The 24,346-nt window shown below is 66.6% G+C and carries 23 protein-coding genes, 1 tRNA gene and 1 pseudogene; 11 read left to right on the plus strand and 14 right to left on the minus strand.

The features are described from left to right. Nucleotides 1-541: 541 nt before the first annotated feature. Nucleotides 542-808: a hypothetical protein gene (locus HLA95_RS24540; protein ID WP_191059235.1), complete on the plus strand. Its 267-nt coding sequence runs from the start codon at nucleotides 542-544 to the stop codon at nucleotides 806-808. 193 nt (nucleotides 809-1,001) lie between these two features. Here the strand turns inward: HLA95_RS24540 and HLA95_RS24545 are convergent, their stop codons facing one another. From HLA95_RS24545 to HLA95_RS24555, 3 genes are all read right to left on the minus strand, one after another. Next, nucleotides 1,002-1,310 carry a hypothetical protein gene (locus HLA95_RS24545; RefSeq protein WP_191059234.1) on the minus strand — a complete coding sequence of 103 codons (309 nt, stop codon included), beginning with the start codon at nucleotides 1,308-1,310 and terminating at the stop codon, nucleotides 1,002-1,004. 546 nt (nucleotides 1,311-1,856) lie between these two features. Then, nucleotides 1,857-2,447 (minus strand): class I SAM-dependent methyltransferase, encoded by a 591-nt coding sequence (locus tag HLA95_RS24550; RefSeq protein ID WP_191059233.1) that lies wholly within the window; start codon nucleotides 2,445-2,447, stop codon nucleotides 1,857-1,859. Between the two features lie 723 nt (nucleotides 2,448-3,170). Next, nucleotides 3,171-3,246: transfer RNA gene (locus HLA95_RS24555), tRNA-Glu, on the minus strand. A gap of 340 nt (nucleotides 3,247-3,586) precedes the next feature. Between HLA95_RS24555 and HLA95_RS24560 the strand changes: the two genes are divergently transcribed. Then, the gene (locus tag HLA95_RS24560) at nucleotides 3,587-4,162 is read left to right on the plus strand and encodes a DUF4136 domain-containing protein (RefSeq protein WP_191059232.1); all 576 of its coding nucleotides are present in this window, start codon (nucleotides 3,587-3,589) and stop codon (nucleotides 4,160-4,162) included. A gap of 21 nt (nucleotides 4,163-4,183) precedes the next feature. Here HLA95_RS24560 and HLA95_RS24565 read toward each other — a convergent pair whose 3' ends face one another. Beyond that, nucleotides 4,184-5,431 (minus strand): sarcosine oxidase subunit beta family protein, encoded by a 1,248-nt coding sequence (locus HLA95_RS24565; RefSeq protein ID WP_191059231.1) that lies wholly within the window; start codon nucleotides 5,429-5,431, stop codon nucleotides 4,184-4,186. Between the two features lie 331 nt (nucleotides 5,432-5,762). Between HLA95_RS24565 and HLA95_RS28595 the strand changes: the two genes are divergently transcribed. The 3 genes from HLA95_RS28595 to bfr are packed head-to-tail and all read left to right on the plus strand — an operon-like array spanning nucleotide 5,763 to nucleotide 7,522. Then, nucleotides 5,763-5,891: a hypothetical protein gene (locus tag HLA95_RS28595; protein WP_255513164.1), complete on the plus strand. Its 129-nt coding sequence runs from the start codon at nucleotides 5,763-5,765 to the stop codon at nucleotides 5,889-5,891. After that, nucleotides 5,888-7,027 (plus strand): ABC transporter ATP-binding protein, encoded by a 1,140-nt coding sequence (locus HLA95_RS24570; RefSeq protein WP_191059230.1) that lies wholly within the window; start codon nucleotides 5,888-5,890, stop codon nucleotides 7,025-7,027. The genes HLA95_RS28595 and HLA95_RS24570 overlap by 4 nt, the downstream gene beginning before the upstream one ends. Nucleotides 7,028-7,039: 12 nt before the next feature. Further along, a complete protein-coding gene (bfr, locus tag HLA95_RS24575) occupies nucleotides 7,040-7,522 on the plus strand; it encodes a bacterioferritin (protein ID WP_191059229.1) in 483 nt (160 codons plus the stop codon). 212 nt (nucleotides 7,523-7,734) lie between these two features. On the opposite strand, the gene HLA95_RS24580 is transcribed toward bfr, so the two are convergent. Next, complete coding sequence (locus tag HLA95_RS24580) at nucleotides 7,735-8,235, minus strand: Csu type fimbrial protein (RefSeq protein WP_191059228.1); 501 nt, start codon at nucleotides 8,233-8,235, stop codon at nucleotides 7,735-7,737. A 164-nt stretch (nucleotides 8,236-8,399) separates the two neighbouring features. Between HLA95_RS24580 and HLA95_RS24585 the strand changes: the two genes are divergently transcribed. Together HLA95_RS24585 and HLA95_RS24590 are read left to right on the plus strand one after the other, a co-directional pair. Then, entirely contained in the window at nucleotides 8,400-9,545 is a 1,146-nt protein-coding gene (locus HLA95_RS24585) for an amidohydrolase/deacetylase family metallohydrolase (RefSeq protein ID WP_222184838.1), read from the plus strand. Next, on the plus strand, nucleotides 9,542-10,168 hold the full coding sequence (locus HLA95_RS24590) for a hypothetical protein (protein WP_222184840.1): 627 nt from the start codon (nucleotides 9,542-9,544) through the stop codon (nucleotides 10,166-10,168). The genes HLA95_RS24585 and HLA95_RS24590 overlap by 4 nt, the downstream gene beginning before the upstream one ends. A gap of 444 nt (nucleotides 10,169-10,612) precedes the next feature. Here the strand turns inward: HLA95_RS24590 and HLA95_RS24595 are convergent, their stop codons facing one another. The 3 genes from HLA95_RS24595 to HLA95_RS24605 form a co-directional block, all read right to left on the minus strand. After that, nucleotides 10,613-10,840, minus strand: coding sequence for a hypothetical protein (locus HLA95_RS24595; protein WP_191058233.1), 228 nt, complete (start codon nucleotides 10,838-10,840; stop codon nucleotides 10,613-10,615). A gap of 220 nt (nucleotides 10,841-11,060) precedes the next feature. Further along, nucleotides 11,061-11,303 (minus strand): hypothetical protein, encoded by a 243-nt coding sequence (locus HLA95_RS24600; protein WP_191058234.1) that lies wholly within the window; start codon nucleotides 11,301-11,303, stop codon nucleotides 11,061-11,063. Between the two features lie 216 nt (nucleotides 11,304-11,519). After that, nucleotides 11,520-12,404, minus strand: coding sequence for an AraC family transcriptional regulator (locus HLA95_RS24605; protein WP_191058235.1), 885 nt, complete (start codon nucleotides 12,402-12,404; stop codon nucleotides 11,520-11,522). A gap of 154 nt (nucleotides 12,405-12,558) precedes the next feature. Between HLA95_RS24605 and HLA95_RS24610 the strand changes: the two genes are divergently transcribed. The 4 genes from HLA95_RS24610 (at nucleotide 12,559) to HLA95_RS24625 (ending at nucleotide 17,575) form a co-directional block, all read left to right on the plus strand. Then, nucleotides 12,559-14,070 (plus strand): sugar ABC transporter ATP-binding protein, encoded by a 1,512-nt coding sequence (locus HLA95_RS24610; RefSeq protein ID WP_191058236.1) that lies wholly within the window; start codon nucleotides 12,559-12,561, stop codon nucleotides 14,068-14,070. Continuing rightward, the gene (locus HLA95_RS24615) at nucleotides 14,070-15,116 is read left to right on the plus strand and encodes an ABC transporter permease (RefSeq protein WP_191058237.1); all 1,047 of its coding nucleotides are present in this window, start codon (nucleotides 14,070-14,072) and stop codon (nucleotides 15,114-15,116) included. Before HLA95_RS24610 ends, HLA95_RS24615 begins: the two co-directional genes overlap by 1 nt. A 12-nt stretch (nucleotides 15,117-15,128) precedes the next feature. Further along, nucleotides 15,129-16,244 carry a substrate-binding domain-containing protein gene (locus tag HLA95_RS24620; protein ID WP_222184846.1) on the plus strand — a complete coding sequence of 372 codons (1,116 nt, stop codon included), beginning with the start codon at nucleotides 15,129-15,131 and terminating at the stop codon, nucleotides 16,242-16,244. Nucleotides 16,245-16,351: 107 nt separating this feature from the next. Next, nucleotides 16,352-17,575 (plus strand): LVIVD repeat-containing protein, encoded by a 1,224-nt coding sequence (locus HLA95_RS24625; RefSeq protein WP_191058244.1) that lies wholly within the window; start codon nucleotides 16,352-16,354, stop codon nucleotides 17,573-17,575. Between the two features lie 588 nt (nucleotides 17,576-18,163). Here HLA95_RS24625 and HLA95_RS24630 read toward each other — a convergent pair. From HLA95_RS24630 to HLA95_RS24655, 6 genes and pseudogenes are all read right to left on the minus strand, one after another. Then, nucleotides 18,164-20,032: a cadherin-like domain-containing protein gene (locus HLA95_RS24630; protein WP_191058238.1), complete on the minus strand. Its 1,869-nt coding sequence runs from the start codon at nucleotides 20,030-20,032 to the stop codon at nucleotides 18,164-18,166. Nucleotides 20,033-20,358: 326 nt separating this feature from the next. Next, nucleotides 20,359-21,501 (minus strand): aldose epimerase family protein, encoded by a 1,143-nt coding sequence (locus HLA95_RS24635; RefSeq protein ID WP_191058239.1) that lies wholly within the window; start codon nucleotides 21,499-21,501, stop codon nucleotides 20,359-20,361. Between the two features lie 132 nt (nucleotides 21,502-21,633). Further along, entirely contained in the window at nucleotides 21,634-22,434 is an 801-nt protein-coding gene (locus HLA95_RS24640) for a hypothetical protein (RefSeq protein ID WP_191058240.1), read from the minus strand. Between the two features lie 638 nt (nucleotides 22,435-23,072). Continuing rightward, nucleotides 23,073-23,708 carry a hypothetical protein gene (locus HLA95_RS24645; RefSeq protein WP_191058241.1) on the minus strand — a complete coding sequence of 212 codons (636 nt, stop codon included), beginning with the start codon at nucleotides 23,706-23,708 and terminating at the stop codon, nucleotides 23,073-23,075. Between the two features lies 1 nt (nucleotide 23,709). Next, a complete protein-coding gene (locus HLA95_RS24650; protein ID WP_191058242.1) occupies nucleotides 23,710-24,105 on the minus strand; it encodes a hypothetical protein in 396 nt (131 codons plus the stop codon). A 119-nt stretch (nucleotides 24,106-24,224) separates the two neighbouring features. Further along, nucleotides 24,225-24,346, minus strand: a pseudogene (locus HLA95_RS24655) (IS5/IS1182 family transposase); the annotation flags it as partial.

Consider the following 24,346-nt stretch of genomic DNA (forward strand, 5'->3'; position numbering starts at 1 on the left):
GCTCAGCCCAGGCACGAATTCTTCAGGCAGGTGGCTATCCTCAAGCGGATGACGCGCCGGTGGACGAAGTCACGATAGAGACAGGATTCAGCACCAGGGCCGCCAGACTCTGGATGCCCCCCGAGCCGCCCCATCCACTGGCAAAAGCCACATGAGCGCCTTATTCATCAGGATCACCGTCCTTGGTGTTGTCAGCAGAATTCTAGTAGGCGCGGTCCCCTGATTGTAGACCCGCCTTTATCCGGCGGCGGATGGCTTCCTTAGTCCCACACCCGGTCCGCCGCCGATTGAATGATTGCCGGATCGCGTGTCTCCACGCAGGATCCCATCATGGGAGCCTGTAGGCTCCTGGTACGAGCGAGACGTGACGCTGGTTGTTCTCAAGCCATAGTTGAAGTGCAAGGAGTTTGGCGGGGGGCATGGGCTCCTCCAAATGTTTGGTGCGTCACTTTGGTCATCACGTTTTACGGGAGTATCAGTGATAGTTTGCAGCTCCGGCCGTAGAATATTGTTCGGCGCAACATTCACAGGAGCTGGTGCGTTGATCCTGAGCGCCTCCAAGCCTCGACACCATACGGCGTACGCTCGGCTAGTTTGGCTGCTGCGCCTGCGCGTGGTGTTCACGATCGTCGGCTTCGTCGTCGGAGTTGTCCTGGGCGTCCTGATCGGAGCCACGATCGAGGACGCACAGCTCGTTTTGAGCAACGGTGAGGTCTTCGGCGTTATCGTCATCGTCGCCGTCTGCACCGGCCTTCCCTGGCTGCTCATGCAGCCGATCATCGAGCGCCAGCGAGACTGCCTCGGCTGAGGACGCCGCCTCGCTGGCGCTGGTCCGCCTCCTGCTAACCAGCATCGATTCGGGGGACCAGCCGGGGCACAAGCCGCGGGACATCTACATCCGCGACCGGCGGCTGGGCCTGGGCACCAAGGTGCCGACCTGGGACTTTCGATGAGGAAAGGCGGATGCCGACGCTTGGAGGATCAGTCGGCATGAGCCCACATCACTCATCGGTCTCCTGAAGGTAAGGCTGTGCTGCCCGTAGAGCGGGAGCACAGGCGGGGACCTGATCGCCCAGCACGGCTTCGTAGCTAGTCGTGCCGAGCCAGAGGCGAACGACGGTAGCAACTCCCCACCAGGGGTCGCCGCTGATCCGCTCGACCAGCACCGGCTGGGCGGCAGAGGCGCAACTGGCAACCTCCTGCACGACAGCGGCGGGCGCACCCAGACGGCGCAGGTGCTCATCGAGTTCGACCTGAAAGGGCTCGATGATGAATAGGCGGACGAGCGCCGAGAGGACATCCCAGACCATGGCAGCTTCCCGCTGGCAGACGGATGCTCGGGATCCGACATCGCACAAGTGCCAGGAAGCTTGCGCCAGAGGGGCCCGGATCGGGTTCGGGAAGGAAATTGGGCGAAGGCTTCAGCGAGTTCAAGACGCGCCCATAGCGACAACGTCGGCCGCTGGCTGATGGCGACTGAGTGGTACGAGACGCCCCGATGTCCAGGTAGACCCGCTCGCATGACGCCCATGACGCCAATGACGCTTCGTCCCTACTTCTTTGCTTGAGGGCGCTGTGCGTGTTCGGGAAGGCTGCGGCCTCTCAGGCACTCAGCCAAAGTGGAGGCTACTGCACGAGGCAGACTGTCTCAGCGGCCCAAGGAACCGGAGGCAAGATGACGCTCCATGCGCTTCTCTTTCTTTGAGATCGCCATGTCTATTCACCGGCGGTGTGCTGTTCCTCAGAGAGGGCTCTGCATGGATCGCTACCAGCACGGGTCACAAGCCGCGGGACATCGACACCCGTGACGTGCGCCTGGGCTCGGGATCAGGTTCCCCGACCGGTCTCTACCAGGACTAGGAGATGCCCTTCTGCGCCACCACCGCGTGCCAGACCGTGGGCCGCCGGTCATAGCCGCTTCCCTCCCACGTCTGCAGGTCCAGCCACTGCCAGTTTCCATTCCCAGACCAGAGCCCCCGCAGTTCTGCGGCGTCCAGATAGTTGTAGTACCTCCCGAACCGATCCCGGCCCTCCTGGGTCCCGCCCTTGAAGCTCGCCCACAGCCAGCCCTCGGGCTTCAGAGCGCGGTGGATGCGGTGGATGATCTCCGGCAGCTCTGCCCGGTGAGCATGCAGCAGCGCCGCGCTGGCATAGACCCCATCATAGGCCGCCTCGGCATCTAGCTCACTAAAGAGCATCCGACGGGCCGGACGGCCAAGCAGGCGACCTGCGACACGGGCAAGTTCGTGCGAACCGTCGGTGGCGTCGACGGAGAAGCCCGCCTCCAGCATGTGCCGTGCGTCCAAGCCTGCGCCAGTGCCGAGTTCCAGAATGCGGCCACCGGACGGCAGCCGTGCGAGGAAGCCAGCCAGCCGGGGATTGATGCTACTGTCCGCGGCATAGCGCTTCGCATTGGTGTCGTAGAAGGCAAGAGTCTCGTCCGACATCACTTATCCCTCTCGTCGGACCAGTACCCACTCTGATTGGCTACCTGCAACCTTCTCCGGCTCATAGCTGGTTAGCCAGCGCCTCGGTTGGGGTTGCCGATGATCAGCAGGCAAGCGTGGCGTTACCTCCTAGACCGCCGGTGCAACATGGAGCGTGGGAGGGCCCTCATACTGCCTTGCTTGTCCGGTTGGGCCTACCGAGCAACCGCGATCCGCGGATCATCTCTACCGACACGAATGACACTTCGCGGCGTAGCGCCTCACGGCCCACTGCGCCGGACAGGAGGCGAGCGTCGCCCTGAGTACGCTGGCGACCCTTTTTCAACCCACGATCGGCTGGATCGAACATTCCGGTGTTCACGGCGGCTATCCCCCTACCCCTTCACCTCGCCGGCGAACGCTTCAGCCTGCTTTCGGGATACGGAACGCCTTCGGCACGGATCCTCGGCCCCGGCCAGCGCCCCGATCCTGCTGCCAGCGTTCACCAGCCCCCGGTATCTGCGCGCTTTTGGCAGTTATGGCAGTTCGCAACTCTACGATGGCCGGGGAAAATTCTGAGGCTTGGCCATCGGTCGCGCGGTGGCTCACCGAGCGTCACCTGGCCTGCCGATGTGTGGCAGGCTGCCGCACCTGGACTCCGATCATCCAGTGCCGTCCCGTAGCATCCATTTAGGATCAGCTTAGGGCGGCCGTTCTTGACCGCATCTAAGCCTTTGAAAGAGTTGGCATCCCCAACGGGATTCGAACCCGTGTCGCCACCTTGAAAGGGTGGAGTCCTAGGCCTCTAGACGATGGGGACCCTGGTGGCCGGTAGGTAGGCGAGCAGGCGGCGAAGTGCAAGATGGCTCGTGGAGGGCAGCGGGACGTGAGGGTACGTAATGCCGCCTCGATGCGGCTGGAAACCCTCGGGCGCCGCAGGAGGTTGGTCAGGTGCCCCTTCACCGTGGCTTCGCTGATGCCGGCGCGGAGGCGATCGCCTTGTTGGAATGGCGCTGCCCGACCAGTTCCAGGATCTGGCGCTGGCGTGCGGTGGGTTCGCCGCTGGTCATCTGGCTGCACCGGCCCTCCGCCCGATCCGCAAGGGCGAACTTGCCGGAACGGCTCGCCCGGCACAAATCGTCCTATGGGCAGGAGGAACGATGATGCGGCCGATCCGGGCTTTGGTGGTGGTGGTGGCGGCGTTCTGGCTGGCGGCCTGTGCCGGCGAGCCCACAGTGCGCAGCGACTGGGACCGGACGGTCGACTTCGCCGCCTATCAGAGCTTCGGCTTCCCCCAGCGGCAGGGCACCGATCCTTCCACCTATACCAGCCTCGAGACCCAGCGCCTGCGCGCGGCGGTTCGCCGTGAACTGGAAGGGCGGGGCTTCGTCGAGGTGGCGGCGGACCCCGACCTGCTCGTGGACTTCCGGACCAGGCAGATGGATCGGCTGAGGGTCATCAGCCTGCCCCCGCCATGGTCGGCCTATCCCTATGATCCGTTCTGGTACCCGGGCGGTTTCTACCGGCCCTGGTATGGCGGCTACAGCGACGTCCAGACGATCACCGAAGGCGTGCTCACGATCGACCTGATCGATCCCGAGGAGCGGCGGATCGTCTGGGAAGGGGTGGCGGCGGCGCAGGCCCTGCAGGGCAGCGATCCGCTCGCGAGCGCTGACCTGGATGCGACGGTGCGCCGGATCTTCCTGGACTTTCCGGTCCAGCCGGGCGGTTCCTGAGAACCGGGGGGCCGGGCCTGCTCAGTGGGCGATGCCGGAAGCCGCGGCTTCGTCGATCAGCCGGCCGGTCTCGAAGCGCTCCAGGTCGAAGGGCCGGCTGATCGGATGATGCTCGCCATGGGCGATCAGGTGGGCCGTGAGCCAGCCGCCGGCCGGAATCGCCTTGAAGCCGCCCGTGCCCCAGCCGCAGTTCAGGACCATGCCGTCGACCGGGGCCGGGCCGATGATCGGCGAGCTGTCGTGCACCATGTCGCAGATGCCGCCCCATTTGCGCATCAGCTTGAGCTGGCCGACCCGTGGCATGATCTCGATCAGGCCCGCCACCACGGTCTCCAGGACCGGCCAGTTGCCGCGCTGGGCATAGGACGGGTAGAGGTCCAGCCCGCCGCCCACCACCAGCTCGCCCTTATCCGACTGGCTGACATAGGTGCCGGTCGCGGGGTCGATGATCACCCGGTCAAGGAACGGCTTCACCGGCTCGCTCACCAGTGCCTGCAGGCACATGGAGGTGATCGGCAGGCGGAAGCCGGCCATGGCTGCCAGATGGCCGGAATGGCCCGCCACGCAGAGCGCCACGGTCCCGCATTCGACCCGGCCCTTGCTGGTCAGCACCGCCTGGACCCGGCTGCCCTGGATGTCGAAGCCTTCGACCGCGCAGTTCTGGACGATGTCGACGCCCAGCGCGGAGGCGGCGCGGGCATAGCCCCAGGCCACCGCGTCGTGGCGGGCGGTGCCGGCACGGCGCTGGATGTAGCCGCCGAACAGGGGGTAGCGGCCGTCCGGGTTCAGCGCCGGGATCTCGCGGCGCAATCGTGCTGCGTCGAGCAGTTCGGCATCCACCCCGTTCAGGCGCATGGCGTTCACGAAGCGCGCGCACAGCTCGAGGTCGATTTCCGAATGGGCCAGGCGCACCACGCCGCGCTGGCTGACCATCACGTTGTAGTTCAGCTCGATGGCGAGCCGCTCGTAGAGCCGCAGCGCCAGATCGTAGAGGGCGACGCTCTCCGGGTAGAAATAGTTGGAGCGGATCGTGATCGTGTTGCGGCCGGTGTTCCCGCCGCCGATCCAGCCCTTCTCCAGGACGCAGACCCGGCGAATGCCGTGGTGCTTCGCCAGGTGGTAGGCGGTGGACAGGCCGTGGCCGCCGCCACCCACCACCACCACGTCATAGCGGGCGGCGGGAGTTCCCCGGTCCAGCCAGTGCGGCTCCCAGCCACGCTGGCCGCTCCCGGCCTCGTCCAGGATCCGCGCTGCCGAGAACCGCTTCATCGTCACCCTTCGCTTGGTTGTCCTGCGGGCGATAGCATCCGGGACCAGCCGCCGCCACCCGGCCGGAAAGCTTCATCCTTGAATTGTTCTAAATAAAGCATCGGTCGGGTCTGCCTTTACATCAGGCTCTGGAGGCCCGAAGTACCGATCATCGATGGGCAGGCGCAGATCGTGCCCGCCCGATAGCCTTCCCGACTTGTCCAGTGTCAACGTCTCGCTGGGGCCCTGTCGTACGATCATGATCGTCTGTGTCTGCAACTGCTTGAGCGAGGCCGACTGTGAACGCGCTGCCGCAGCGCGATCCGTCGATGCTGGCGAGGATCTGCACGCCGTGATGGGTGCCACCGTATGCTGCGGTCGATGCCTGCCCACCATGGAGGCGATCATCGACGAGGTGCGCGCCCGTCATGAGGCGCTGGCGCAGGCCCAGGCCGTGCGGGAACGCGACGAGGTGGCATGATGGCGCCGGCCGCCGGTCGTGCTGCCTGCCAGATCAGCGGAACCGGCCTGTGTGTCCGTGACCTCGGCCATCGCTACCGTGCCGGCTCCGGGCAGGGCTTCGCCCTGGACGGGGTGTCGCTCGACCTGCCGCCGGGTGCGGTGCATTGCCTGCTGGGCCCTTCCGGATCCGGCAAGTCGACCGTGCTGCGGCTGGTGGCCGGCCTGGAGCGCCCGTCTGCCGGCAGCATCGCGCTGGACGGCCAGACGCTTTGCGACCGGGAGCACTGGATCCAGCCCGAGCGCCGCTCGATCGGCCTGATGTTCCAGGACGTCGCCCTGTTCCCGCACATGACGATCCGCAAGAACGTCGCGTTCGGGCTGCGCACCAGGGACGCGGCGAAGTGCCGCCGCCGGGTCGACGAGTTGCTGGTCATGGTGGGGCTGGCGGCGCATGCGGAGAAATTTCCCCACGAACTCTCCGGCGGCGAGCAACAGCGTGCGGCGCTGGCCCGCACGCTCGCAGCGGAGCCGCGCCTGGTGCTGCTCGACGAGGCCTTCTCCGCGCTCGACCCCGGCCTGCGGGTCGAGGTGCGCGGCAGCGTGCTGACCATCCTGCGCCAGGCCGGCATCCCGGTCCTGATGGTGACCCACGACCCGGACGAGGCGATCGCCGAGGCCGACCGGATCCATGTCATCGAGGACGGCCGGATCACCCAGTCCGGCAGTGTCAGCCAGCTCTACCGAAGCCCGGCCACGCGGTTCGTCGCCGGGTTCTTCGGTCCCGTGCTGCGCTTTCGCGGCTGCCCCGAGGACGGGCAGCTCGCGACGCCGATCGGGCCGATACCGGTGTCGCGCGACGGCCAACAGGGTGTGGAAGTGGTGCTGCGCACCCGCGACCTGGCGCCGGTCGCAGCCGGCAAGAGCCCCTGGCGGGCCACCGTCCTGGCCTGCCGGGACCTGGGCGACCGTTGCCGGGTGGAGCTGGCGGCCGAGGGAGAACGGCTGGGCGACATCCACGTCCCGAGCAGCCTGGCGCATCGGGTGGGCGGGGAGATCGGCCTCGCCTTCGACCCTGGGGCGATGTTCGTGTTCCCGTGGCCCGAAGGCTTGAACAATTCTAAGAATGGGGGCATCCCTTCGCGGGCCAACCATTAGGAAGCGACGCAGATGCCGAGCCCGACCCCGGTCCGAGGGCACCCCGAGGTGCTGGCCGCCCTCAATCTGTCCCTCAAGGGCGAGCTGACCGCCATCAACCAGTATTTCCTGCATGCGCGGATGCTGGAGAACTGGGGCTACTTCAAGCGCGGGAAGGCGGAGTACGACGAATCCATCGAGGAGATGCGTCACGCCGACAAGCTGATCCAGCGCATCCTGCTGCTCGAGGGGCTGCCCAACCTTCAGGATCTCGGCAAGCTCTATATCGGCGAGAACCTGAAGGAGGTGATCGAGTGCGACTACCGCCTCGAGCTCGAGGGGATCGAGCAGTACCGCAAGGGTATCGCGATCGCCGAGCGGCATGGCGACTATGTCACGCGTGACCTCCTGATCGGCATCCTCCAGGAGGAGGAGGAGCATCAGGACCACAACAAGACCGAGCTGGAACTGATCGATCGGATCGGCATCCAGAACTTCTCCCAGAGCCAGATCTGAGCCGTACGGCGACGCAGGCCCGGCCCCGCAAGCGATGACCGCAGGCGGGGCGGGACAGCATCGGGTCCGGCCGCCGCTCCGTTACCGGGATGGCGGGCGCCCCCCTTGCACTCGCCGCCGGTATCGGCGCCGGCCGGCGGCGGAGCGTGGTGCGGGCGGTTCCGGCGGAACGGGCCGTCCTCCTGCCGCTCTGCTCCGCGGCTCCTCCGCGCTCAGAAGGTGAGCGTGATACCCACCGTGTCGCTGTAGGTGCCGGCGGCCGCGGTCTGGTTGGCCGGGATCCGCCCATAGACCGTCACCGTGCCGGTGCCGCTCGCCGGAGCCGTGAAGCTCACCGCGTTGGCGCCCGAGCCGATCAGCGCGCTGTAGCCGGTGTTGCGGTAGAGCTGGTAGTTGAGGATGCCGCCGGCGCTGTTGCGCATGCCGCGGCTGGAGGCCTGCGGGTTCGCACCATCATTCAGCTCGAACTTCAGGCTCTCGTTCATGCAGCCGGAGTAGCTGATCGTGGTGGTGGTGTCGTTGTTGGTGGTCTGGCCGCTCACATAGTTGGCGAAGGTCAGGCTGGAGGCGGCGACCTTGCAGTTGCTGACCACGGTCACGCCGACCGTGAGGCTGGCGGTGCTGGTGCCAGCGTCCGAGCCTTGCAGGGGCGTGAAGGCCAAGCCCAGCACGATCGGCAGACCCAGTGCTGCCCGCTTGAAGACGACGTCCATGCGTGTCGACCTTTCCTCGCGCCAAAAGGGGCGCGAACATGGTTGGCATGGCCTTCATCTTAGCCGGATTCGGTTAACAACCCGTTGACCCGGCCCGCGGACAGGGCTTTCCCCTAGCCCCCGGGAAGCGGATGGCGCACACGCGCCTGCAGTTGGGAGCGGCAATGAGCTACGATCTGGTCCTCACCGGCGGCCGTGTGGTCGACCCCGGTCAGGGCATCGACCAGGTGACTGACATCGCGTTCGCGGACGGCAAGGTCGCGGCCGTCGGTGACGGGCTGAACGGCAGTGCCGCTGCGCTGCGGGACGTGAGCGGTGCGATCGTCATGCCCGGGATGATCGACTTCCACACCCATGTCTACTGGGGCGGCACCTCGCTCGGCATCCGCCCGGACCAGCTGGCACGCCGGGCCGGCACCACCACCTGGCTCGACGTGGGCAGTGCCGGCCCGGGGAATTTCGAGGGCTTTCGCGAGCATGTGATCGGGCGGAGCGAGACCAAGATCCTGGCCTATCTCCACGTGAGCTTCGCCGGCATCTACGGCTTCTCGGATCGGGTCTCGGTGGGCGAGAGCTGCGACCTGCGCCTGCTCGACGCCAATGTCTGCGCCGACATCGCGCGAGCCAACCCGGACCTGGTGCGCGGCATCAAGGTCCGGATCGGGCGCCACGCCAGCGGCTATAACGGGATCACGCCCCTGGAACTCGCGATCGAGGCGGCCGAGCAGGCGGACCTGCCGGTGATGTGCCACATCGATGCGCCCCCGCCGCGCTATGAGGACGTGCTGGCGGTGCTCCGGCCGGGCGACACGCTGACCCACTGCTTCCGGCCGCGGCCGAACGCGCCGATCTACAGCGACGGGCGGGTCCGCGAGGCCTGCTTCCAGGCGCGCGAGCGCGGCGTGGTGTTCGACATCGGCCACGGCATGGGCAGCTTCTCCTTCGAGGTCGCCGAGGCGATGCTGGCCGGCGGCTTCCCGCCCGACGTGATCAGCTCGGATGTCCACGCCCTGTGCATCGACGGTCCGGCCTGGGACAATCTCGAGACGATGTCCAAGTTCCTCCATCTCGGCATGGCGGTGCCGGAGATCGTCCGTGCCGTCACCAAGACCCCGGCCGACATCCTGAAGCGCCCGGACCTGGCCGATCTCTCGGTGGGATCGACCGGTGACGCCACCGTGCTGCGGATCGACGAGGGCCGCTTCCGCTTCGTCGATGTCGAGGGCAAGCAGCGGACTGGTGCACGCAAGTTCCGCCTCGATTCGGTGGTGCTGGACGGCCGGCTCTGGCACGACGCGCAGGCGGCATGAAGGCGGCCCGGCAGAACGGGCGTGGCCGGCCGCGTCGCCCGGCATGGAGCCTGCTGCTGGCAGCGCTGCTCTGGGCAGCGCCCGGCCTGGCCGCCACCCCGCCCGCACCGGCGCCCAAGCCGCCAGCACCGGCCGGTGGGCCCGGCCAGGCGGCGGCCGGCGATCCGCAGCAGGTGCTGGCGCAGGTCGGCGACCTCCGCCTGACCCGGGCCGATGCGGATGCCTATGTCGACGCGCTGGTGTTCAGCCTGGAGCATGCCGGCCAGGATCCCACGCGGCTCGCCGCCGACCGCGCGGTGGTGCGCGACCATCTGGCGCGGAGCTTCCCCGGCCTGCCCGAAGCCGCGCAGATCGACCTGGCCGACATGACCGTGATCTGGGAGCGGGCCCAGGCAGGCTGGGCAGCACTCGGCCCGGCCGAACGCAACGCGTTCTCCTATGGCGTGCTCGCCCTGGCGTTCGGCGAGGAGGATGCCGGCAAGATCCTGCGCTGGAACCCGCGGGGCAGCATGGTGCCGGGCGAGTCGGGGAACCGGCCGCTGCCGGGCTACGCGCCGGGCCAGGAGATGGACTGCATCATGACCGGCAATTGCGGCCCGTCCGGCAGCAGGCTGCCGGAATGAGCAGGGTGGCGCACGGCTTCAGGGCGGCTGCCCGCATGATCTGGCCGTGGGTGCACTGTAATTGCTCTGGAAACTTCGTGAAATGATCTCGATAGGGCGGGTGGATGCCACGTATCAACTCCTACGCGTGACAGAACACCACATGCCAACCATCAAAGTGTTTCCGTAGCATGATGTTACGGGACGAAGACGGCCATTTCTCCCGCCGCTCTTTCGTCGCGTAGCCTGCGCGCGACTCTTGGCGATCCCGACCTGCTCCTTCCCAGGTCGGGATCGCCATCTTCTCGACCGGCAGCATTCCACGAGGCGCATGAAGCCATGCGGCCTTGCCGCAGGTCACGGTCAGAGTCATGCAGCGCGCAGTGCCTGGGGCAGTTTCTGTCCGGATCGAGCCGTTCCGGGTCACCTGCTCGACCAAGGTCCTGGCTCAGACGGATAAGGGTCCTAGTGCCGGCCGTCTGAATCGTCGCCCCGTTCCTGGCGAAGCTCGTCGTGGAGCGGCGGCGCCAGGTGCCGGATGATCTCGCGCAGGCAGTCCGACCGCTCGTCGTTCTCCAGCAGTGCTGCCGCAACCGCCTCGATCAGCGCTGCGTCGGGATCCGCTTCGGTCTTGGCATTGCGGGACGACTGCCTGGTCGTCCTGAACTGAAGCGCCTGCGACACCCTGGCCATCCATGGCCCTCCCGCGACTGGTCCCTCAACTACATAGCGCACGTAGCCGGATTTGATAGCTATGGAGCCTAAAAGTCGCGAGAGAAAGTTCACAGGCGCGCGATGCCGGTAGTGGGAGCCAGCCGGATAGGGCCCAGAACGGGCAGTGGAATTTCCAGGACCTACTTCCAGGGAATCTCTGTGAAAGCCGGTCGCGGATGTGCGGGGTGGTCTGGGAGCTTCAATGGTCCCGGCGACGGGACGGCGACTTGGCCAGCAGCAGGCTGCGCGGCAGTGAATCCTGGTCGTCGGCCAAGATGGCGGTCAGCATCTCCCGCAGGCTCGCCGCGACCTGGTTGTTCAGGTTCAGGGCATGCGCCAGCCGTTGCAGGACTTCCTGGTCCTCTTCCCAGACGGCGACCTCGACGCGCTGCAGGTTCACACGCGTGCGCAGGCGGCGACGCTTGGAGCATACTTCAGACATTGCCGCACTCTTGCCGAACCATGTTGTACGATCACCATTGGACTTTCCTCCTAGAATGGAAAATCCCGCTTCATGTCGCAGGCACAAGTTCCGCCGTCGACCGCAGCATGTGAGACTCCGGGGTCTGGTGATGGCTGCGCGCCGGAACGACGGGCCGAACGGCCAGCCCGGCGCGGTGCAATCCTCAGGCTCTTTCTTCCCTGACCTCGTACCGGCTCAGCCCGGTACGCGCTCCCTTTCCAGGCGGGCGGCTGCGTCGTGCAGGCAGGTGCGGCCGGCCTGAGGGTAGGCGCTGGGCGGCATGCCGAAGCGCTCCCGGAAGGCCACGGTGAATGCCGACAGGCTCTCGAAGCCGACCTCGCCCGCGACGCTTCCGACGGGGCTGCCCTGGCACAGCAGCTCCAGCGCCCGCATCATCCGGACCTCGCGCAACAGGCCGCGCCAGCTCATCTGCAGCTCGTCCAGGCAGCGGCGCTGCAAGGTGCGCTGCGAGAGGCCGGCCGCCTGGGCCGCCAGCGTCGCCGAGGCGGAAGCGAGGTTGTCGGCGACATAGCGGACTACGGTGCGCATCGCCTCGCTGCGGGCTGCCGGCATCCACAGCATCCGCGGATTGCCGAACCATTCGGGGCAGAGCAGGGCCAGTGTGCGCAGGAGGCTGCCGGCCAGCGCGTCGCCCTGTACCGTCTGCTCGTCCCAGGCCAGCGCCCGCTCCACCAGATGCTGGGCCAGGGGCGGCACCCGGGTGACCCAGCAGCCATGATGGCACCATGGCGTGCGCCCCGGGTCGAGATGCACGACCGCCAGCCTCGTGTCTGGGCGGGTGCGCAAGGAGAACGGCCGGTCCGCCGGGATGAACACCATGTGCCGGGGCAGCACCAGCCAGCCGCCGGCGGCACCCTCGAGATCGAGCATGCCGGCCTGGACCAGCACCAGCTTGTGCATGGGGTCGCCCAGGCTCGATTCCTCATGGGCGCCTGGCCGCAATGCCAGGGCCAGCTCCAGCCCCGGCTGCGGGGAGAGGGTCAGCCGCACCGGGCTGGCAGCCGGCACGAACTCGCTGGCGGCACGATCGAGGCGGGCGAGGGTGGTGACCGCTTGCAAAAAGAAGTTGCTCCCCTGTCGCCAACCTGCCACCGTCCCGCCGTGCAGTAGGACATAAGCGGCCAATCGGCAACCAAGCCGTGATCCGCCTCAGGGAGGTCCCGCACTGGTGCAAGATGTCGCCCAGGCCATGCCGGCGCCGGAGGGCGTTGGGATGACGCCAGTCCTGTCGCTGCGCGGCCTGCGCAAGCAGTTCGGTGGAACGGTCGCAGTGCATGGCTTCGACCTCGACCTGTATCCCGGCGAGATCCTGGCGCTGCTCGGGCAGAACGGGGCCGGCAAGTCGACGGTCATCAAGATGCTGGCGGGCGTGCACCTGCCCGATGCCGGCGAGTTGTTCCTGGCCGGGCGCCGCTTCGACCCGGCGGCCGAGCGGCACGCCATCTCGTTCATCCACCAGGATCTCGGCCTGATCGAATGGATGACGGTGGCCGAGAACATGGCGCTGGCCGAGGGCTACCGTCGCCGGTTCGGGCTGGTCGACTGGCGGGGGGTGGCTGGGCGCGCGCGCTCGCTGCTGGCGGAAATCGCACCGGACATCGACCCGGAGAGCCGGGTCCAGGACCTCACCCGCACCGAGAAGTCCCTGGTCGCGATCGCCCGGGCAGTCGGCAGGGAGGCGCGGGTCCTGGTGCTGGACGAGCCGACGGCGAGCCTGCCCCAGGACGAGGTCGACCATCTGTTCCAGGTCCTGCGCGAGCTGAAGGGCCGGGGCGTGGCGATGATCTACGTGTCGCACCGGCTGGACGAGATCTTCGCGATCGCCGACCGGATGGTGGTGCTGCGCGATGGCCGCACCGTGGACAGCCGGACTACCGCGGAGGCGGAGCCGGATCAGGTCGTGCGCGCGATCATCGGCCGTCCCCCGGACAGCCTGTTCATCCGTCCGCCCCGGCCCCGTCCGGACGACGTGTTGCGGCTGGACGGGCTCGCGACCGCCGATGCCGGGCCGGTCGACCTGGCCATCCATTCGGGTGAGATCGTGGGCCTGGTCGGGCTGCGCGGGGCTGGCCAGGAATCGATTGGCCGGGCCCTGGTGGGTGCGGTGCCGAAGCTCGCGGGTGACGTCTGGCTGGCCGGTGCCCGGCCGGCCCTGGGCAGCCCGACCGAGGCGATCCATGCAGGCGTGGGCTTCGTCGCCGCCGACCGGATCGCCGAATCGGTGGGCCACGGCCTGAGCGTGCGCGAGAACATGTTCCTCAACCCGGCTGCCACCGGCCGGCACAGCTTCGCCTGGCGCCAGCCGGCCGCGGAGGCGGCCGAGGCGGCCATGCTGGGCCAGCGCGTGCACCTGGCGCCGAACGACCCGGCAGCGCCAATCGAGACCCTGTCCGGGGGCAACCAGCAGAAGGTCGTGATGGCCCGCTGGCTGCGGATCGGCGGCAAGGTGCTGGTGCTGGAGGACCCGACCGCCGGGGTCGACGTGGGCGCCAAGGCCGAGATCTACCGGCTGCTCGCCGAGGCGGTCGGCCAGGGCCTGGCGGTGATCCTGATCTCGACCGACTTCGAGGAGGTGGCGGCCATCTGCCATCGGGCCCTGGTGTTCCGCGACGGCCGGATCGTGGCGGAGCTGGACGGAGAGTCCCTTGAGCCGGGCGTCCTGCTGGCGGCAGCCTCGCTGGCGCCGCCGCCCTTTGCCGATCCCTTACGTCCGGGGCAGTGCTGATGCAGTCGATCAAATCCACGGCACTCGAGCCGACCCGGGCCGAACTCGCCGCCATGGGGCCGGGGGAGCGCGCGGCCAAGCTCCTGCCGGTCTACGGCCTGCCGATCCTGACCGTTCTCCTGATCCTGTTCTTCTCGCTGCTGCTGCCGGCGACCTTCCCGACCATGCTGAACCTGCGCTCGATCCTGGGCGACAAGGCGATCATCGCGATGCTGTCGCTGGCAGCGATGATCCCGATGATGGCGGGCCGGATCGATCTCACGGTCGGCTACGGGATCGTGCTCTGGCACATCATGGCGATAGCACTCCAGACCCAGTTCGGGCTGAGCTGGCCCGTGGTCGTGCTGATCGTGCTGGCGATGGGCTGTTTCCTCGGCCTGCTCAACGGCCTGCTGGTCGAACTCGCCCAGATCGACAGCTTCATCGCCACGCTCGGCACCGGCACGGTGCTCTATGCCCTGGCGCTCTGGTACACCGAGGGCCGCCAGGTGATCGGCATGCTGCCCAAGGGCTTCACCTCGATCTACACGCTGATGCCCTTCGGCATCCCGATCGCCGCCTATTACGTGCTGGCGCTGGCACTGCTGCTCTGGATCGTCACCGAGTACCTGCCGATCGGGCGCTATCTCTATGCCATCGGCGCCAATCCGCGCGCCGCTGCACTGAACGGCATCCCGACCCGGCGCTATGTGGTGGGGGCGTTCATCGTGTCGGGCCTGATCGGGGCGCTGGCCGGGATCGTGCTGGCGGCACGGCTCAGGATCGGCCAGGCCAGCGTCGGCCTGGAATATCTCTTGCCGGCCCTGGTGGGCGCATTCCTGGGCTCGACCACGATCCGGCCCGGGCGGGTGAATGTCTGGGGCACGATCGCCGGGGTGGCGATCCTGGCGGTCGGCATTTCCGGCATCCAGCAGCTCGGCGGCGAATTCTATATCGAGCCATTGTTCAACGGCGTGACCCTGCTGCTCGCGATCGGACTGGCCGGTTACGCCCAACGCAAGCGCGGCAAGGTGCGGCTGAAGCCCTCGCGCACATCAGGGAGCTAGAACATGAATGGCATGACGAGGATGTCGACCAGCGCATTGGCCCTGCTGGGCTTTGCGGTGCTGGCGCTGGCAGCCGGGCCGGCGGCCGCCGACCCGGTCGCGGACGCGAAGGCCTATGTCGAGCAGGTCAGCAAGCCCAACCCGCCATGGGACGGGCCGACCAGCGGGCCCAAGGCGGCAGAGAACAAGACTCTCGTCTATGTCTCGACCGACCAGCGCAACGGCGGTGCGCGCGGCGTGGGCGAAGGGGTGGAGGAGGCCGCCGGTAAGCTCGGCTGGACGGTGCGCATCCTGGACGGGCAGGGCTCCGTCTCGGCCCGCTCCTCGGCTCTGGCCCAGGCCATCGCGTCCAAGCCCGATGCCATCATCCTGGGCGCCATCGACGCCGCCGAGCAGGCCAGCGCGGTCGAGGAAGCCGCCAAGCAGGGCATCACCGTGATCGGCTGGCACGCCTATGCCAAGGCCGGGCCGCATGACAGCATGCCGATCTTCACCAACATCACGACCGATCCCATGGAGGTCGCCAAGGCCGCGGCGTCCTACGCGGTCGCCGAATCCAACGGCACGGCCGGTGCCGTGATCTTCACCGACAGCGTCTACGAGATCGCGGTCGCCAAGGCCAACGCGATGGCCGACATCATCAAGGCCTGCTCCGGCTGCAAGATGCTGGAACTGGTCGACACGCCGCTCGCCGACGCCAGCACCCGGATGCCGCCGCTCACCACGGCCCTGCTGCAGCGCTACGGCGACCAGTGGACCTACGCGCTCTCGATCAACGACCTGACCTTCGACTTCATGGCGCCCTCCCTGGCCGCGGCCGGCATCGCCGGTGATGGCAACCCGCGCAACATCTCGGCGGGCGATGGCAGCGGCGCCGCCTTCCAGCGGATCCAGCAGGAAGAATACCAGATCGGCACGGTGGCCGAGCCGCTCCGGCTGCATGGCTGGCAGATCGTCGACGAGGCCAACCGCGCCTTCGCCGGCGAGAAGGACTCCGGCTACGTCGCTCCGGCCCACCTCTTCCTGCCGAGCAACGTCGACAAGGATGGCGGGCCCAAGGGGATCTACGACCCCGAGAATGGCTACACCGACGCCTACCTGAAGATCTGGGGCGCTGCCGCCGGCTGAACCGCCCGTGCCGTGGGAGCGTGACGCGCTTCCACGGCTTTTCCCCCGTCTCCCGGAGAATCCCCTTGGCGACCCACGACCTTCCTGCTCCCGACTACGCCCGCAACATGCGCCTGCTCGGCCAGAGTGATCAGGGCGGCCGGCCGGACGGCGTGCAGCTCATGGTCCAGGACGGCTTCGCCTATATCGGCCACATGTTCTCCAAGGGGTTCAGCGTGGTCGACGTGCGCGACCCCTACCAGCCCAAGGCCGCCGGCTACTTCCCGGCACCGCCCAATACCTGGAGCATCCATCTGCAGGCGCATGGCGACCTGCTGCTGGTGATCAACGCCAAGGACATGTTCGCCGCGGCCGAGTTCCAGGACGAGAAGGCCTACTACAAGGGCTCGCTCGGCAAGAAGGTCGGCACCGCCGAGCAGAAGGCAGCCCCGGCGCGCGACTGGACCGCGGGCATGGCGGTCTACGACATCTCCAAGCCGGGCGAGCCCAGGCAGATCGGCTTCATGCCGGTCGAAGGCGGCGGCGTGCACCGGATTTGGTACACGGGCGGGCGCTGGGCCTACTGCTCCGTCCTGCTCGATGGGTTCACCGACTACATCTTCATGGCGATCGACATGAGCGATCCCACGAAGCCGGAGCCGGCCGGGCGCTGGTGGATCCCGGGCATGAACCAGGCGGCCGGCGAGACGCCGGACTGGGCGCCGACCCGGCGCTTTGGCCTGCACCACCCGATCGTGGCGGGCGACATGGCCTACTGCGCCTGGCGGGATGCCGGCATGGTGGTGCTGGACGTGAAGGACCGCCACGACCCGAAGCTGATCGTCCACCGCAACTGGTCGCCGCCGTTCGGGGGCGGGACGCATAACTGCCTGCCGCTGCCCGACCGTGACCTGCTGGTGGTGCTGGACGAGGCGGTGCTGGACCACCAGGAGGACGGCGAGAAGCTGATCTGGGTGTTCGACAATCGCGAGCCGTCCAACCCGATCAGCATCTCGACCTTCAAGTCGCCGGACGAGGCCGACTACAAGAGCAAGGACGGCCATTTCGGGCCGCACAACCTCCATGAGAACCGGCCCGGCAGCTATGTCAGCTCCGAGCGGATCTTCACCACCTACCAGAATGCCGGAATCCGGGTGTTCGACATCAAGGACCAGTACCGGCCGGTCGAGATCGCGGCCTATGTTCCGCCGAAGCCGGAGCGGCTGGTCGACCACCGGCCGAACCGGCCCCAGGTGATCCAGTCCTGCGACATCTTCGTGGACCGCAACGGCATCATCTACGCCAACGACTATAATGGCGGCCTGTCGATCCTGGAGTATACCGGCAGCTGACTCCCTGCCCGGGCCTCGGCTGGGGCGGCGGCACCCCGGCCGGCTGGGTCTACTGGCCCGCGACCCGTTGGGGTAGGCGCGGCACCACCGTGTCCATGCCGGTATCGGCCGCCGGCGCCCGTCCGGGTGGCTCCAGGACGAAGTCGAGCTTCTTCTGGATGGAGGTCGGTAGCAGGCCAGGGCGTGCCCGGCGCAGGTCGGCCGCGTCCGCCTCGACGATCTCCCAGGACAGGCGGTAGCTGCGCTGGATGACGTCGGTCGGACCGGCTCGCCCTCGACTTCGATGACCTTGGGGATGCGCCGGCTGCCCAGGGCCTCGATGGCGGTATCGCCCTTGATGCCGACGGTGAACTGGCCCGGATGTGGCGGCGCAGGGCCTCCCGATCGGGTCCGGCCGGCATCCTGCTCGTGCGCGACGACTTCTGGCGACCCACGGCAGACCTCCGGATGACACCGCACCACCAGCCTGGTGCAGCGCATGGACCGGCTCTACCTGCCGCTGGTGACGACCGCTCGATGAAAACGACATGGCCGACTGGAAGCCGGCCATGCCTTTGCTTTTGTGGCCGGGAGCGTCCCGGCCCTGCTTCAGAACAGGAAGTCCTGGGCGCGCCAAGCGGCGGCGGTGGCGCTGCCGTCCTGGACTAGGATCTCGTAGTCGGCGGCGGTGTTGCCGCTGAGGTTGACCTGGATCAGTGTGTCGGCGCCCTGGTCGACCACCCGGACCTGGTGGAGGCCGTCGAAGGCGGCCGTGCCCATGAAGGTCAGCCCGCCGCCGAACAGGCCGCTCAGGTCGATCTGGTCGCCCTGGGCGGCGCCGATGCCGTCGAAGCCCTGGATCAGGTCGGCATTGGCGCCGAGCCCGCTTTCGCGCAGGCCGAACACGAACACGTCGTGGCCGTGGCCGCCGGTCATGACATCGCGGCCGAGCCCGCCGGTCAGCGTGTCGTTGCCGGTGCCGCCGTCCAGTACGTCGTCGCTCTGTTCGCCTTCCAGCGTGTCGTTGCCGTCGCTGCCCACCAGCGTGTCGTTGCCGGCCCCGCCCACCATGAAGTCGTTGCCGGCGGCACCATAGAGGAGGTCGTGGCCGCCCTCGCCATAGAGCCAGTCATGGCCGTCCTCGCCATGGAGCGTGTCGGCCCCGGCACCGCCCTTCAGCGTGTCATTGCCGCCGCCGCCATGGAGCAGGTCGGCGCCGGCCTCGCCCTCCAGCGTGTCGTTGCCGTCCTCGCCGCGCAGCGTGTCGGCACCGGCCCCGCCCATCAGCGTGTCGTTGCCGCCGCCGCCCACCAGCGTGTCGTTGCCGAGGTCGCCCAGCAGCGTGTCGTTTCCGTCCTCGCCGTACAGCGTGTCGTGGCCGAGACTGCCCGACAGCAGGTCGTTGCCGCCCGCCCCGATCAGCACGTCGTCGCCGGCGCCGCCATAGAGGAAGTCGTCGCCGTCCTCGCCATAGAGCCGGTCGTTGCCGTCATCGCCCGCCAGCGTGTCGCTGCCGCCGGCACCCCAGAGCTGGTCGTCGCCTTCGCCGCCTTGGAGGATGTCGTTGCCGTCCTCGCCGCGCAGCGTGTCGTTGCCGGTGCCGCCATGGAGATGGTCGTTGCCGGCATGGCCGAAGATCTGGTCGTTGCCGCCCAGGCCATGGATCACGTCGGCCTGGCCGGTGCCGAACAGGGTCTCGCTGCGCGACGTGCCGAGCCGGTCGCCGGGCTCGCCGGCGCCCGTCACCTTGACGTACACGGTGGCGGTGCTGCGGGCGTTGCTGCCGTCGCGGATCGTGTAGGTGAAGTGGTCGGTGACGGTCTCGCCCGGCGCGAGTCTGTCGAAGGCGCTGCCGTTGGCGAGATAGTGGATCTGGCCGGTGGAGGGATCGATCGCGACCGTGGCGCCCTTTTGCGAGACGGGATCGACCGAGACCAGGCTGATCGGGTCGTTGCGGTCCGGGTCCGAATCATTGGCCAGCAACCGGGCCGGGTCGATGGTCTGGCGGTCGTCGACCGTGGCGGTGAGGTTGCGGTCGTCGGCTGCGACCGGGGCGTCGTTGCGCCCGGTCACGGTGGCGGTGACGGTGGTGGTCGAGGTGGCGCCCTTGCTGTCCTTGATCGTGTAGGTCACCTGGCTGGTGGCGGTCTCGTTCTTCGCCAGCCAGTCGAAGGCGCCGTTGGGGTCGAAGCGCAGCGTGCCGTTGGCCTGGATGGTGAACAGCCCGCCGGCCGAGCCCGCGACCTCGGTGCCGACATTGCCGCTCTTGGCGCCCACGCCGGTCACGGTGAGCTTCTGCCCTTCCGCATCGGCATCGGGATTGCTGCCGATGCCCTGGATGACGTTGCCGCGGGCGATCGAGTTCTGGTTGGTCTCGACGAAGTCGGGGCGGGCCGCGGGCGGGGTGTTGCCCTGGCTGTTGCTCCCCTGGGACTTGCCGTCCAGGCCGAGATCGTCGTGCAGATAGTTGGCGCTCATCGGGTACTCCTCAGCTCGTGTCGCGGGCAAGGCGCCAGGGTTGCGGCGTCGCCGAGGCGGCGCTGCTGCTCCTTGCCCAGAGGGATTTCAAAGCGGGTTTGCCGGGATCCGGCAGGTCGTCAGCCGGGATGGCCGACGAGAAAGTTAACGTTTACTATATGCTGGTCATCTTGCTTCGGAAGAAGTGATGAAGAAACTGTTGCGATACTGGTATCGGCGCCCGCTACGCCCAGCAATGTTAATTTTCTTCTAAGCTGGGATTGAAGTACCCGAGTGCGGAAAGCCGGGCCGCCGGCCGGCGGCGGCCCGGATCGGATCGGAAAGGGTCAGGTCCGGTCGGTGGAGAAGCGGAAGATCGTGGTCGAGCGGAAGGTCTCGCCCGGGGCCAGACGGGTGGTGGGGAAGTCCGGCTGGTTGGGCGAATCCGGGAAATGCTGGGTTTCCAGGCAGAACCCGTCGCCCTGGCGGTACATCCGGCCGGCGGCTCCCACCAGCGTGCCGTCCAGGAAGTTGCCGGTATAGAGCTGCACGCCGGGCTCGGTGGTGTGGACCTCCATCACCCGGCCGGAGACCGGCTCGCGCACTCGGGCGGCCAGGGTGAGGGCATTCGGCTCGGGCTTGTTCAGGACGAAGTTGTGGTCGTAGCCGCGCCCGCGGACGAGCTGCTCGTGGTCCATGCGCAGGCGCGCACCGATCGCCGTCGGCTCGCGAAAGTCGAACGGCGTGCCTTCGACCTTCTCCAGGGCACCGGTCGGGATCAGCGTGTCGTCCACGGGCGTGAAGGCGTCGGCGTTGAGCGTGAGCTCGTGGTCCTCGATGCTGCCCGTGCCGTCGCCGGCCAGGTTGAAATAGGCGTGGTTGGTGAGGTTGAGGACGGTCGGCCGGTCGGTCGTGGCCTCGTAGTCGATCCGGAACTCGTCCGCATCCGTGAGCGTGTAGGTGACGCGCACGTCCAGATTGCCGGGATAGGATTCCTCGCCGTCGGGGCTGCGATAGGTGAGCGCCACCGCCAGCCCGTCGGCGCTCGTGACCTCCTCGGCCGTCCAGACCCGCTTGTCGAAGCCGGTCTCGCCGCCATGGAGCGAGTTCGGGCCGTTATTGGCGGCAAGCCGATAGGTCTGGCCGTCCAGCTCGAACTGCGCGCCGGCGATGCGGTTGGCATAGCGGCCGACGATGCTGCCGAAATAGGGGTTCTTCTCCACATAGTCGCCGAGATCGGCGAAGCCCAGCGCCACGTTGGCGAGCTGGCCGTCGCGGTCCTCCGTGCGGATCGCAGTGACCGTGCCGCCATAGGTGAGGAAGGCTACCTGCATCCCCCCTTCGTTGGTCAGCGTGATGCGCTCCACCGCGGTGCCGTCGGCGAGCTGGCCGAACGGTTCGCGGTCGATGCCCTTGGCGTTGGCGGAAAGCGGCAAGATGATCCCCAATCCCAGAACGACGGCGACGGAGCGCCTGGCTGGACCGTGCATGGCCCGCCTCCTCCCTGATCGGTTGGCCGGCCGGGCGCAAGTCGATCGCCCGGCGGCGCGGCCGCTGTTGGCCGCACTCGGAAGTGTAGCGTGCTTTGGCCAGTGCCGCACGGCGGTCGCCGGGGAGGGGGCTCAGCCGGCGGGGCCGGATTCCTCCTTGCCGGCTGCTTCCTCCGGCGGCGGCGCGGCCTCGCCGAACAGCTCGCCATCGGCGAAGGCCTCGATCTGGCGCACGCACCGGTCGTTCCATGCCTTGAAGCGCGCCCAGTCGGGGTGGCGCGGGTTCATGCCGGGCGGCAGGGCGTCGGCCAGGCCCGGTGCGGGAGGTGTGGGCGCCGCGTCGGGTTCGTTCGTACAAAGCACCGGCTTGGGCTCGGCCGGGCGGTTCTGGTTGGCGGGCGCATCGTCCGGGGGCCCATCGTCCGGGAGCGTTGCGGGCGGGGCCGGCGGGCTGTCTGCGCCATCACGGGCGGCACGGAGCAGGTTGAGGGCGCGCAGCGCGCGGTTGAAGCCGTTCATCGCCTCGGCCTGGTAGCGCAGGATGGTCTGCAGGCTCTGGCGGCGATTGTTTTCGTCGTGATGGAGGATCTGGCCCATGCGCAGCTTGTCGCCGGGCTTCACGCCGCGCGGCAGGAGGCACCAGTGCTCGGCCTCCAGCTGGTCGGCGCGCTCGGCCCGCCACAGCGCCGCCACCATGCGGGCACAGATGGCGGCTTCCATCGGGCAGGCGGGTTGGAAGCGGGCATGCACGGCTTCCTGGAGCTCCGTGAAGCGCTTCTCGTCGTCGAGATCGATCAGCAGTGCCTCGGACGAGCGGAAGCCGTAGGTGCGGGCGTTCTTCGCGGAGCGGGCCTTGCCGTCGTCGCTGACGGGGCCTTGCGAGCGGGCGCCGTTCTTGCGGGAGGCTGCGGCCTGGGCGGCGGTGCGGGGCATGGGTGGATTCCTGCGGCTGGCGTCGACGGCTCGCGGCAGGATAGGAGCGATCCGGGCGAATATCTAGGATAATTTTCCTCAAGAGCGGATCGCAGATCGTCCCGTTACCGCCGCGTGGGCGATTGCAGTAACAGGTGTCTCCCAGGCCAAACTGACCGCACGCCAGTCCTAAATACGACCCTAAGTGACAACCACATCAACCAAGGCGGCGTCGCTTCAACCTAATGTTGAGTGGATGGGAGAAGACAGCTCTTTGAGCTTCGCTGTTGATTTAAACAGTTGTCGCAGTGATCCGCGAACCGGCCCTTGAGTGCTTGGCGGAAACCCTTATTGGGTGCGCGCCCAAAGTTCGTTCACTTTAAGCGCACCTGTTCTCTCTATGAAATTTAGTGATTGCTCTTGGTGATTAGTCAGGACTCGCAGGTGGATTGGGGCATCAAGTAGGAAGTCCGCGCATCTCGAAATCACTCTGCGCGAGGTTAAGGCACCTGAGCAAACGCACAGTACGTCGATGTCAGAGGGTGATGCTTGGTCTTGAAGCACTGATCCAAAAATGTACCATCGAATCTTCCCATCAATCTCATTGCACGCTTCAATCATGGGCGCAATGTTCGCTAAGCGAAGTATTTCTTCAAGTCTCAAAACTTACCTCGAGCGAGATAGCCAAGGGTATCTTTTATCCCAAAAACTTTGGCTCCTAGTGCTTCAGACACTTGGTAAGCTTCTGGTAAAATTGAACCGTTTGGATTTGTCTTCAGAAGAACATCGAACGCCCCAAGATGGTCCCACGCGCCCCTCACATCGTCTCCCGTAAGATCATATTCGTAGAGCAGGGCAACACGAAGTCGCTTGCCGTTCTCATGATGCACAAGCAGTAGATGATCAAATACAAAGCTTACCCCTACAACTCGACTATGCTGGCGAAGAGCACGCCTGCTGAAGGATATCTCAGGATTCGCTGTTGTTTCCGGATAATCAGAACTAATCGCTTTGAGCAAGACTACCCACTGTCCCCAAGCCTTTCCGGCTGCCTCGCATTGCTCAATAGCTCCACCAGACCATTTTCCTATTCTTGGAAAGTTCGAAATTACTGAAACAGGGCTATCTAAAAATGGCTCAACATGTTCGAGATCGACCAAGGGCAACTTCAAAATCGCTGCTTGGAAGGGAGGTCGTCTTTTTCTTAATATCGAAACCACGCTGTCAGATTGCCAGTCTAACGCCTGCACTTCAGTATGTTCTAATAAGAGCTTGTGAATAAACTCGTCGGGCATTTCAACTCGCTATTATATTCATCTTGTTCGGAAATCGTGAGTTTGGCAGGGATTGTCCTTCCAAGTGCTTCATCATGAGGCCCTGAACGTGAAAGCGGAATTCATCGCGAGTTTTAAGCTCTTCATCACTGAGCAAATTGCTGTTGGCATCCAGCCAAGCGAGGAGGGTCAAGCTGTTGGGAATGATCGTAGATTTTACTCTCTGCTTCCACGCGGTAGCCTCAGAGGCCTCTGGATTAAAACGATACTCATTGTCTGGTCCAATTTCTTTATGAACCATAGCGTTTTCAGAGAGCAGTGGTTGTAGTCGCTTGGACAGTTCCTCACGTGTGTCAAGCGAGTGAATGCCAAAAGCCCTCTCTCGTTTTGCCTTATGGTCGGCTTTCCATGCCCTCATGAGTTCTGCAGTATGATGCCCGGGCGTTTTGTCAGCTATCGTGTGGCAGTTTGCGCACAAAATGATGATGTTGTCGTAAGCACCACGTTCTTCTTCGCTTAGAGCCCGTTTGAGAATGGCTATGGGTGGCTGATGCGGCGTAGCAGCAGGCTGCCCATGGCGACGTGGATGAAGGCTTCGGACACATCGAGCCTGGCCTCGTAGTCCCGCACCAGGCGGCGCCAGCGAACCATCCAGCCGA

The organism is Geminicoccus harenae, from assembly GCF_019800005.1.
GTDB lineage: Bacteria > Pseudomonadota > Alphaproteobacteria > Geminicoccales > Geminicoccaceae > Geminicoccus > Geminicoccus harenae.

Excerpts from the sequence above, each read along its gene's own strand:
- HLA95_RS24545 (WP_191059234.1), bottom strand. The coding sequence starts at position 1,310 with ATGGTCTGGGATGTCCTCTCGGCGCTCGTCCGCCTATTCATCATCGAG.
- HLA95_RS24550 (WP_191059233.1), bottom strand. The coding sequence starts at position 2,447 with ATGTCGGACGAGACTCTTGCCTTCTACGACACCAATGCGAAGCGCTAT.
- HLA95_RS24560 (WP_191059232.1), top strand. The coding sequence starts at position 3,587 with ATGATGCGGCCGATCCGGGCTTTGGTGGTGGTGGTGGCGGCGTTCTGG.
- HLA95_RS24565 (WP_191059231.1), bottom strand. The coding sequence starts at position 5,431 with ATGAAGCGGTTCTCGGCAGCGCGGATCCTGGACGAGGCCGGGAGCGGC.
- HLA95_RS24570 (WP_191059230.1), top strand. The coding sequence starts at position 5,888 with ATGATGGCGCCGGCCGCCGGTCGTGCTGCCTGCCAGATCAGCGGAACC.
- bfr (WP_191059229.1), top strand. The coding sequence starts at position 7,040 with ATGCCGAGCCCGACCCCGGTCCGAGGGCACCCCGAGGTGCTGGCCGCC.
- HLA95_RS24580 (WP_191059228.1), bottom strand. The coding sequence starts at position 8,235 with ATGGACGTCGTCTTCAAGCGGGCAGCACTGGGTCTGCCGATCGTGCTG.
- HLA95_RS24585 (WP_222184838.1), top strand. The coding sequence starts at position 8,400 with ATGAGCTACGATCTGGTCCTCACCGGCGGCCGTGTGGTCGACCCCGGT.
- HLA95_RS24590 (WP_222184840.1), top strand. The coding sequence starts at position 9,542 with ATGAAGGCGGCCCGGCAGAACGGGCGTGGCCGGCCGCGTCGCCCGGCA.
- HLA95_RS24595 (WP_191058233.1), bottom strand. The coding sequence starts at position 10,840 with ATGGCCAGGGTGTCGCAGGCGCTTCAGTTCAGGACGACCAGGCAGTCG.
- HLA95_RS24600 (WP_191058234.1), bottom strand. The coding sequence starts at position 11,303 with ATGTCTGAAGTATGCTCCAAGCGTCGCCGCCTGCGCACGCGTGTGAAC.
- HLA95_RS24610 (WP_191058236.1), top strand. The coding sequence starts at position 12,559 with ATGACGCCAGTCCTGTCGCTGCGCGGCCTGCGCAAGCAGTTCGGTGGA.
- HLA95_RS24615 (WP_191058237.1), top strand. The coding sequence starts at position 14,070 with ATGCAGTCGATCAAATCCACGGCACTCGAGCCGACCCGGGCCGAACTC.
- HLA95_RS24620 (WP_222184846.1), top strand. The coding sequence starts at position 15,129 with ATGACGAGGATGTCGACCAGCGCATTGGCCCTGCTGGGCTTTGCGGTG.
- HLA95_RS24625 (WP_191058244.1), top strand. The coding sequence starts at position 16,352 with ATGCGCCTGCTCGGCCAGAGTGATCAGGGCGGCCGGCCGGACGGCGTG.
- HLA95_RS24630 (WP_191058238.1), bottom strand. The coding sequence starts at position 20,032 with ATGAGCGCCAACTATCTGCACGACGATCTCGGCCTGGACGGCAAGTCC.
- HLA95_RS24635 (WP_191058239.1), bottom strand. The coding sequence starts at position 21,501 with ATGCACGGTCCAGCCAGGCGCTCCGTCGCCGTCGTTCTGGGATTGGGG.
- HLA95_RS24640 (WP_191058240.1), bottom strand. The coding sequence starts at position 22,434 with ATGCCCCGCACCGCCGCCCAGGCCGCAGCCTCCCGCAAGAACGGCGCC.
- HLA95_RS24645 (WP_191058241.1), bottom strand. The coding sequence starts at position 23,708 with ATGCCCGACGAGTTTATTCACAAGCTCTTATTAGAACATACTGAAGTG.
- HLA95_RS24650 (WP_191058242.1), bottom strand. The coding sequence starts at position 24,105 with ATGAGGGCATGGAAAGCCGACCATAAGGCAAAACGAGAGAGGGCTTTT.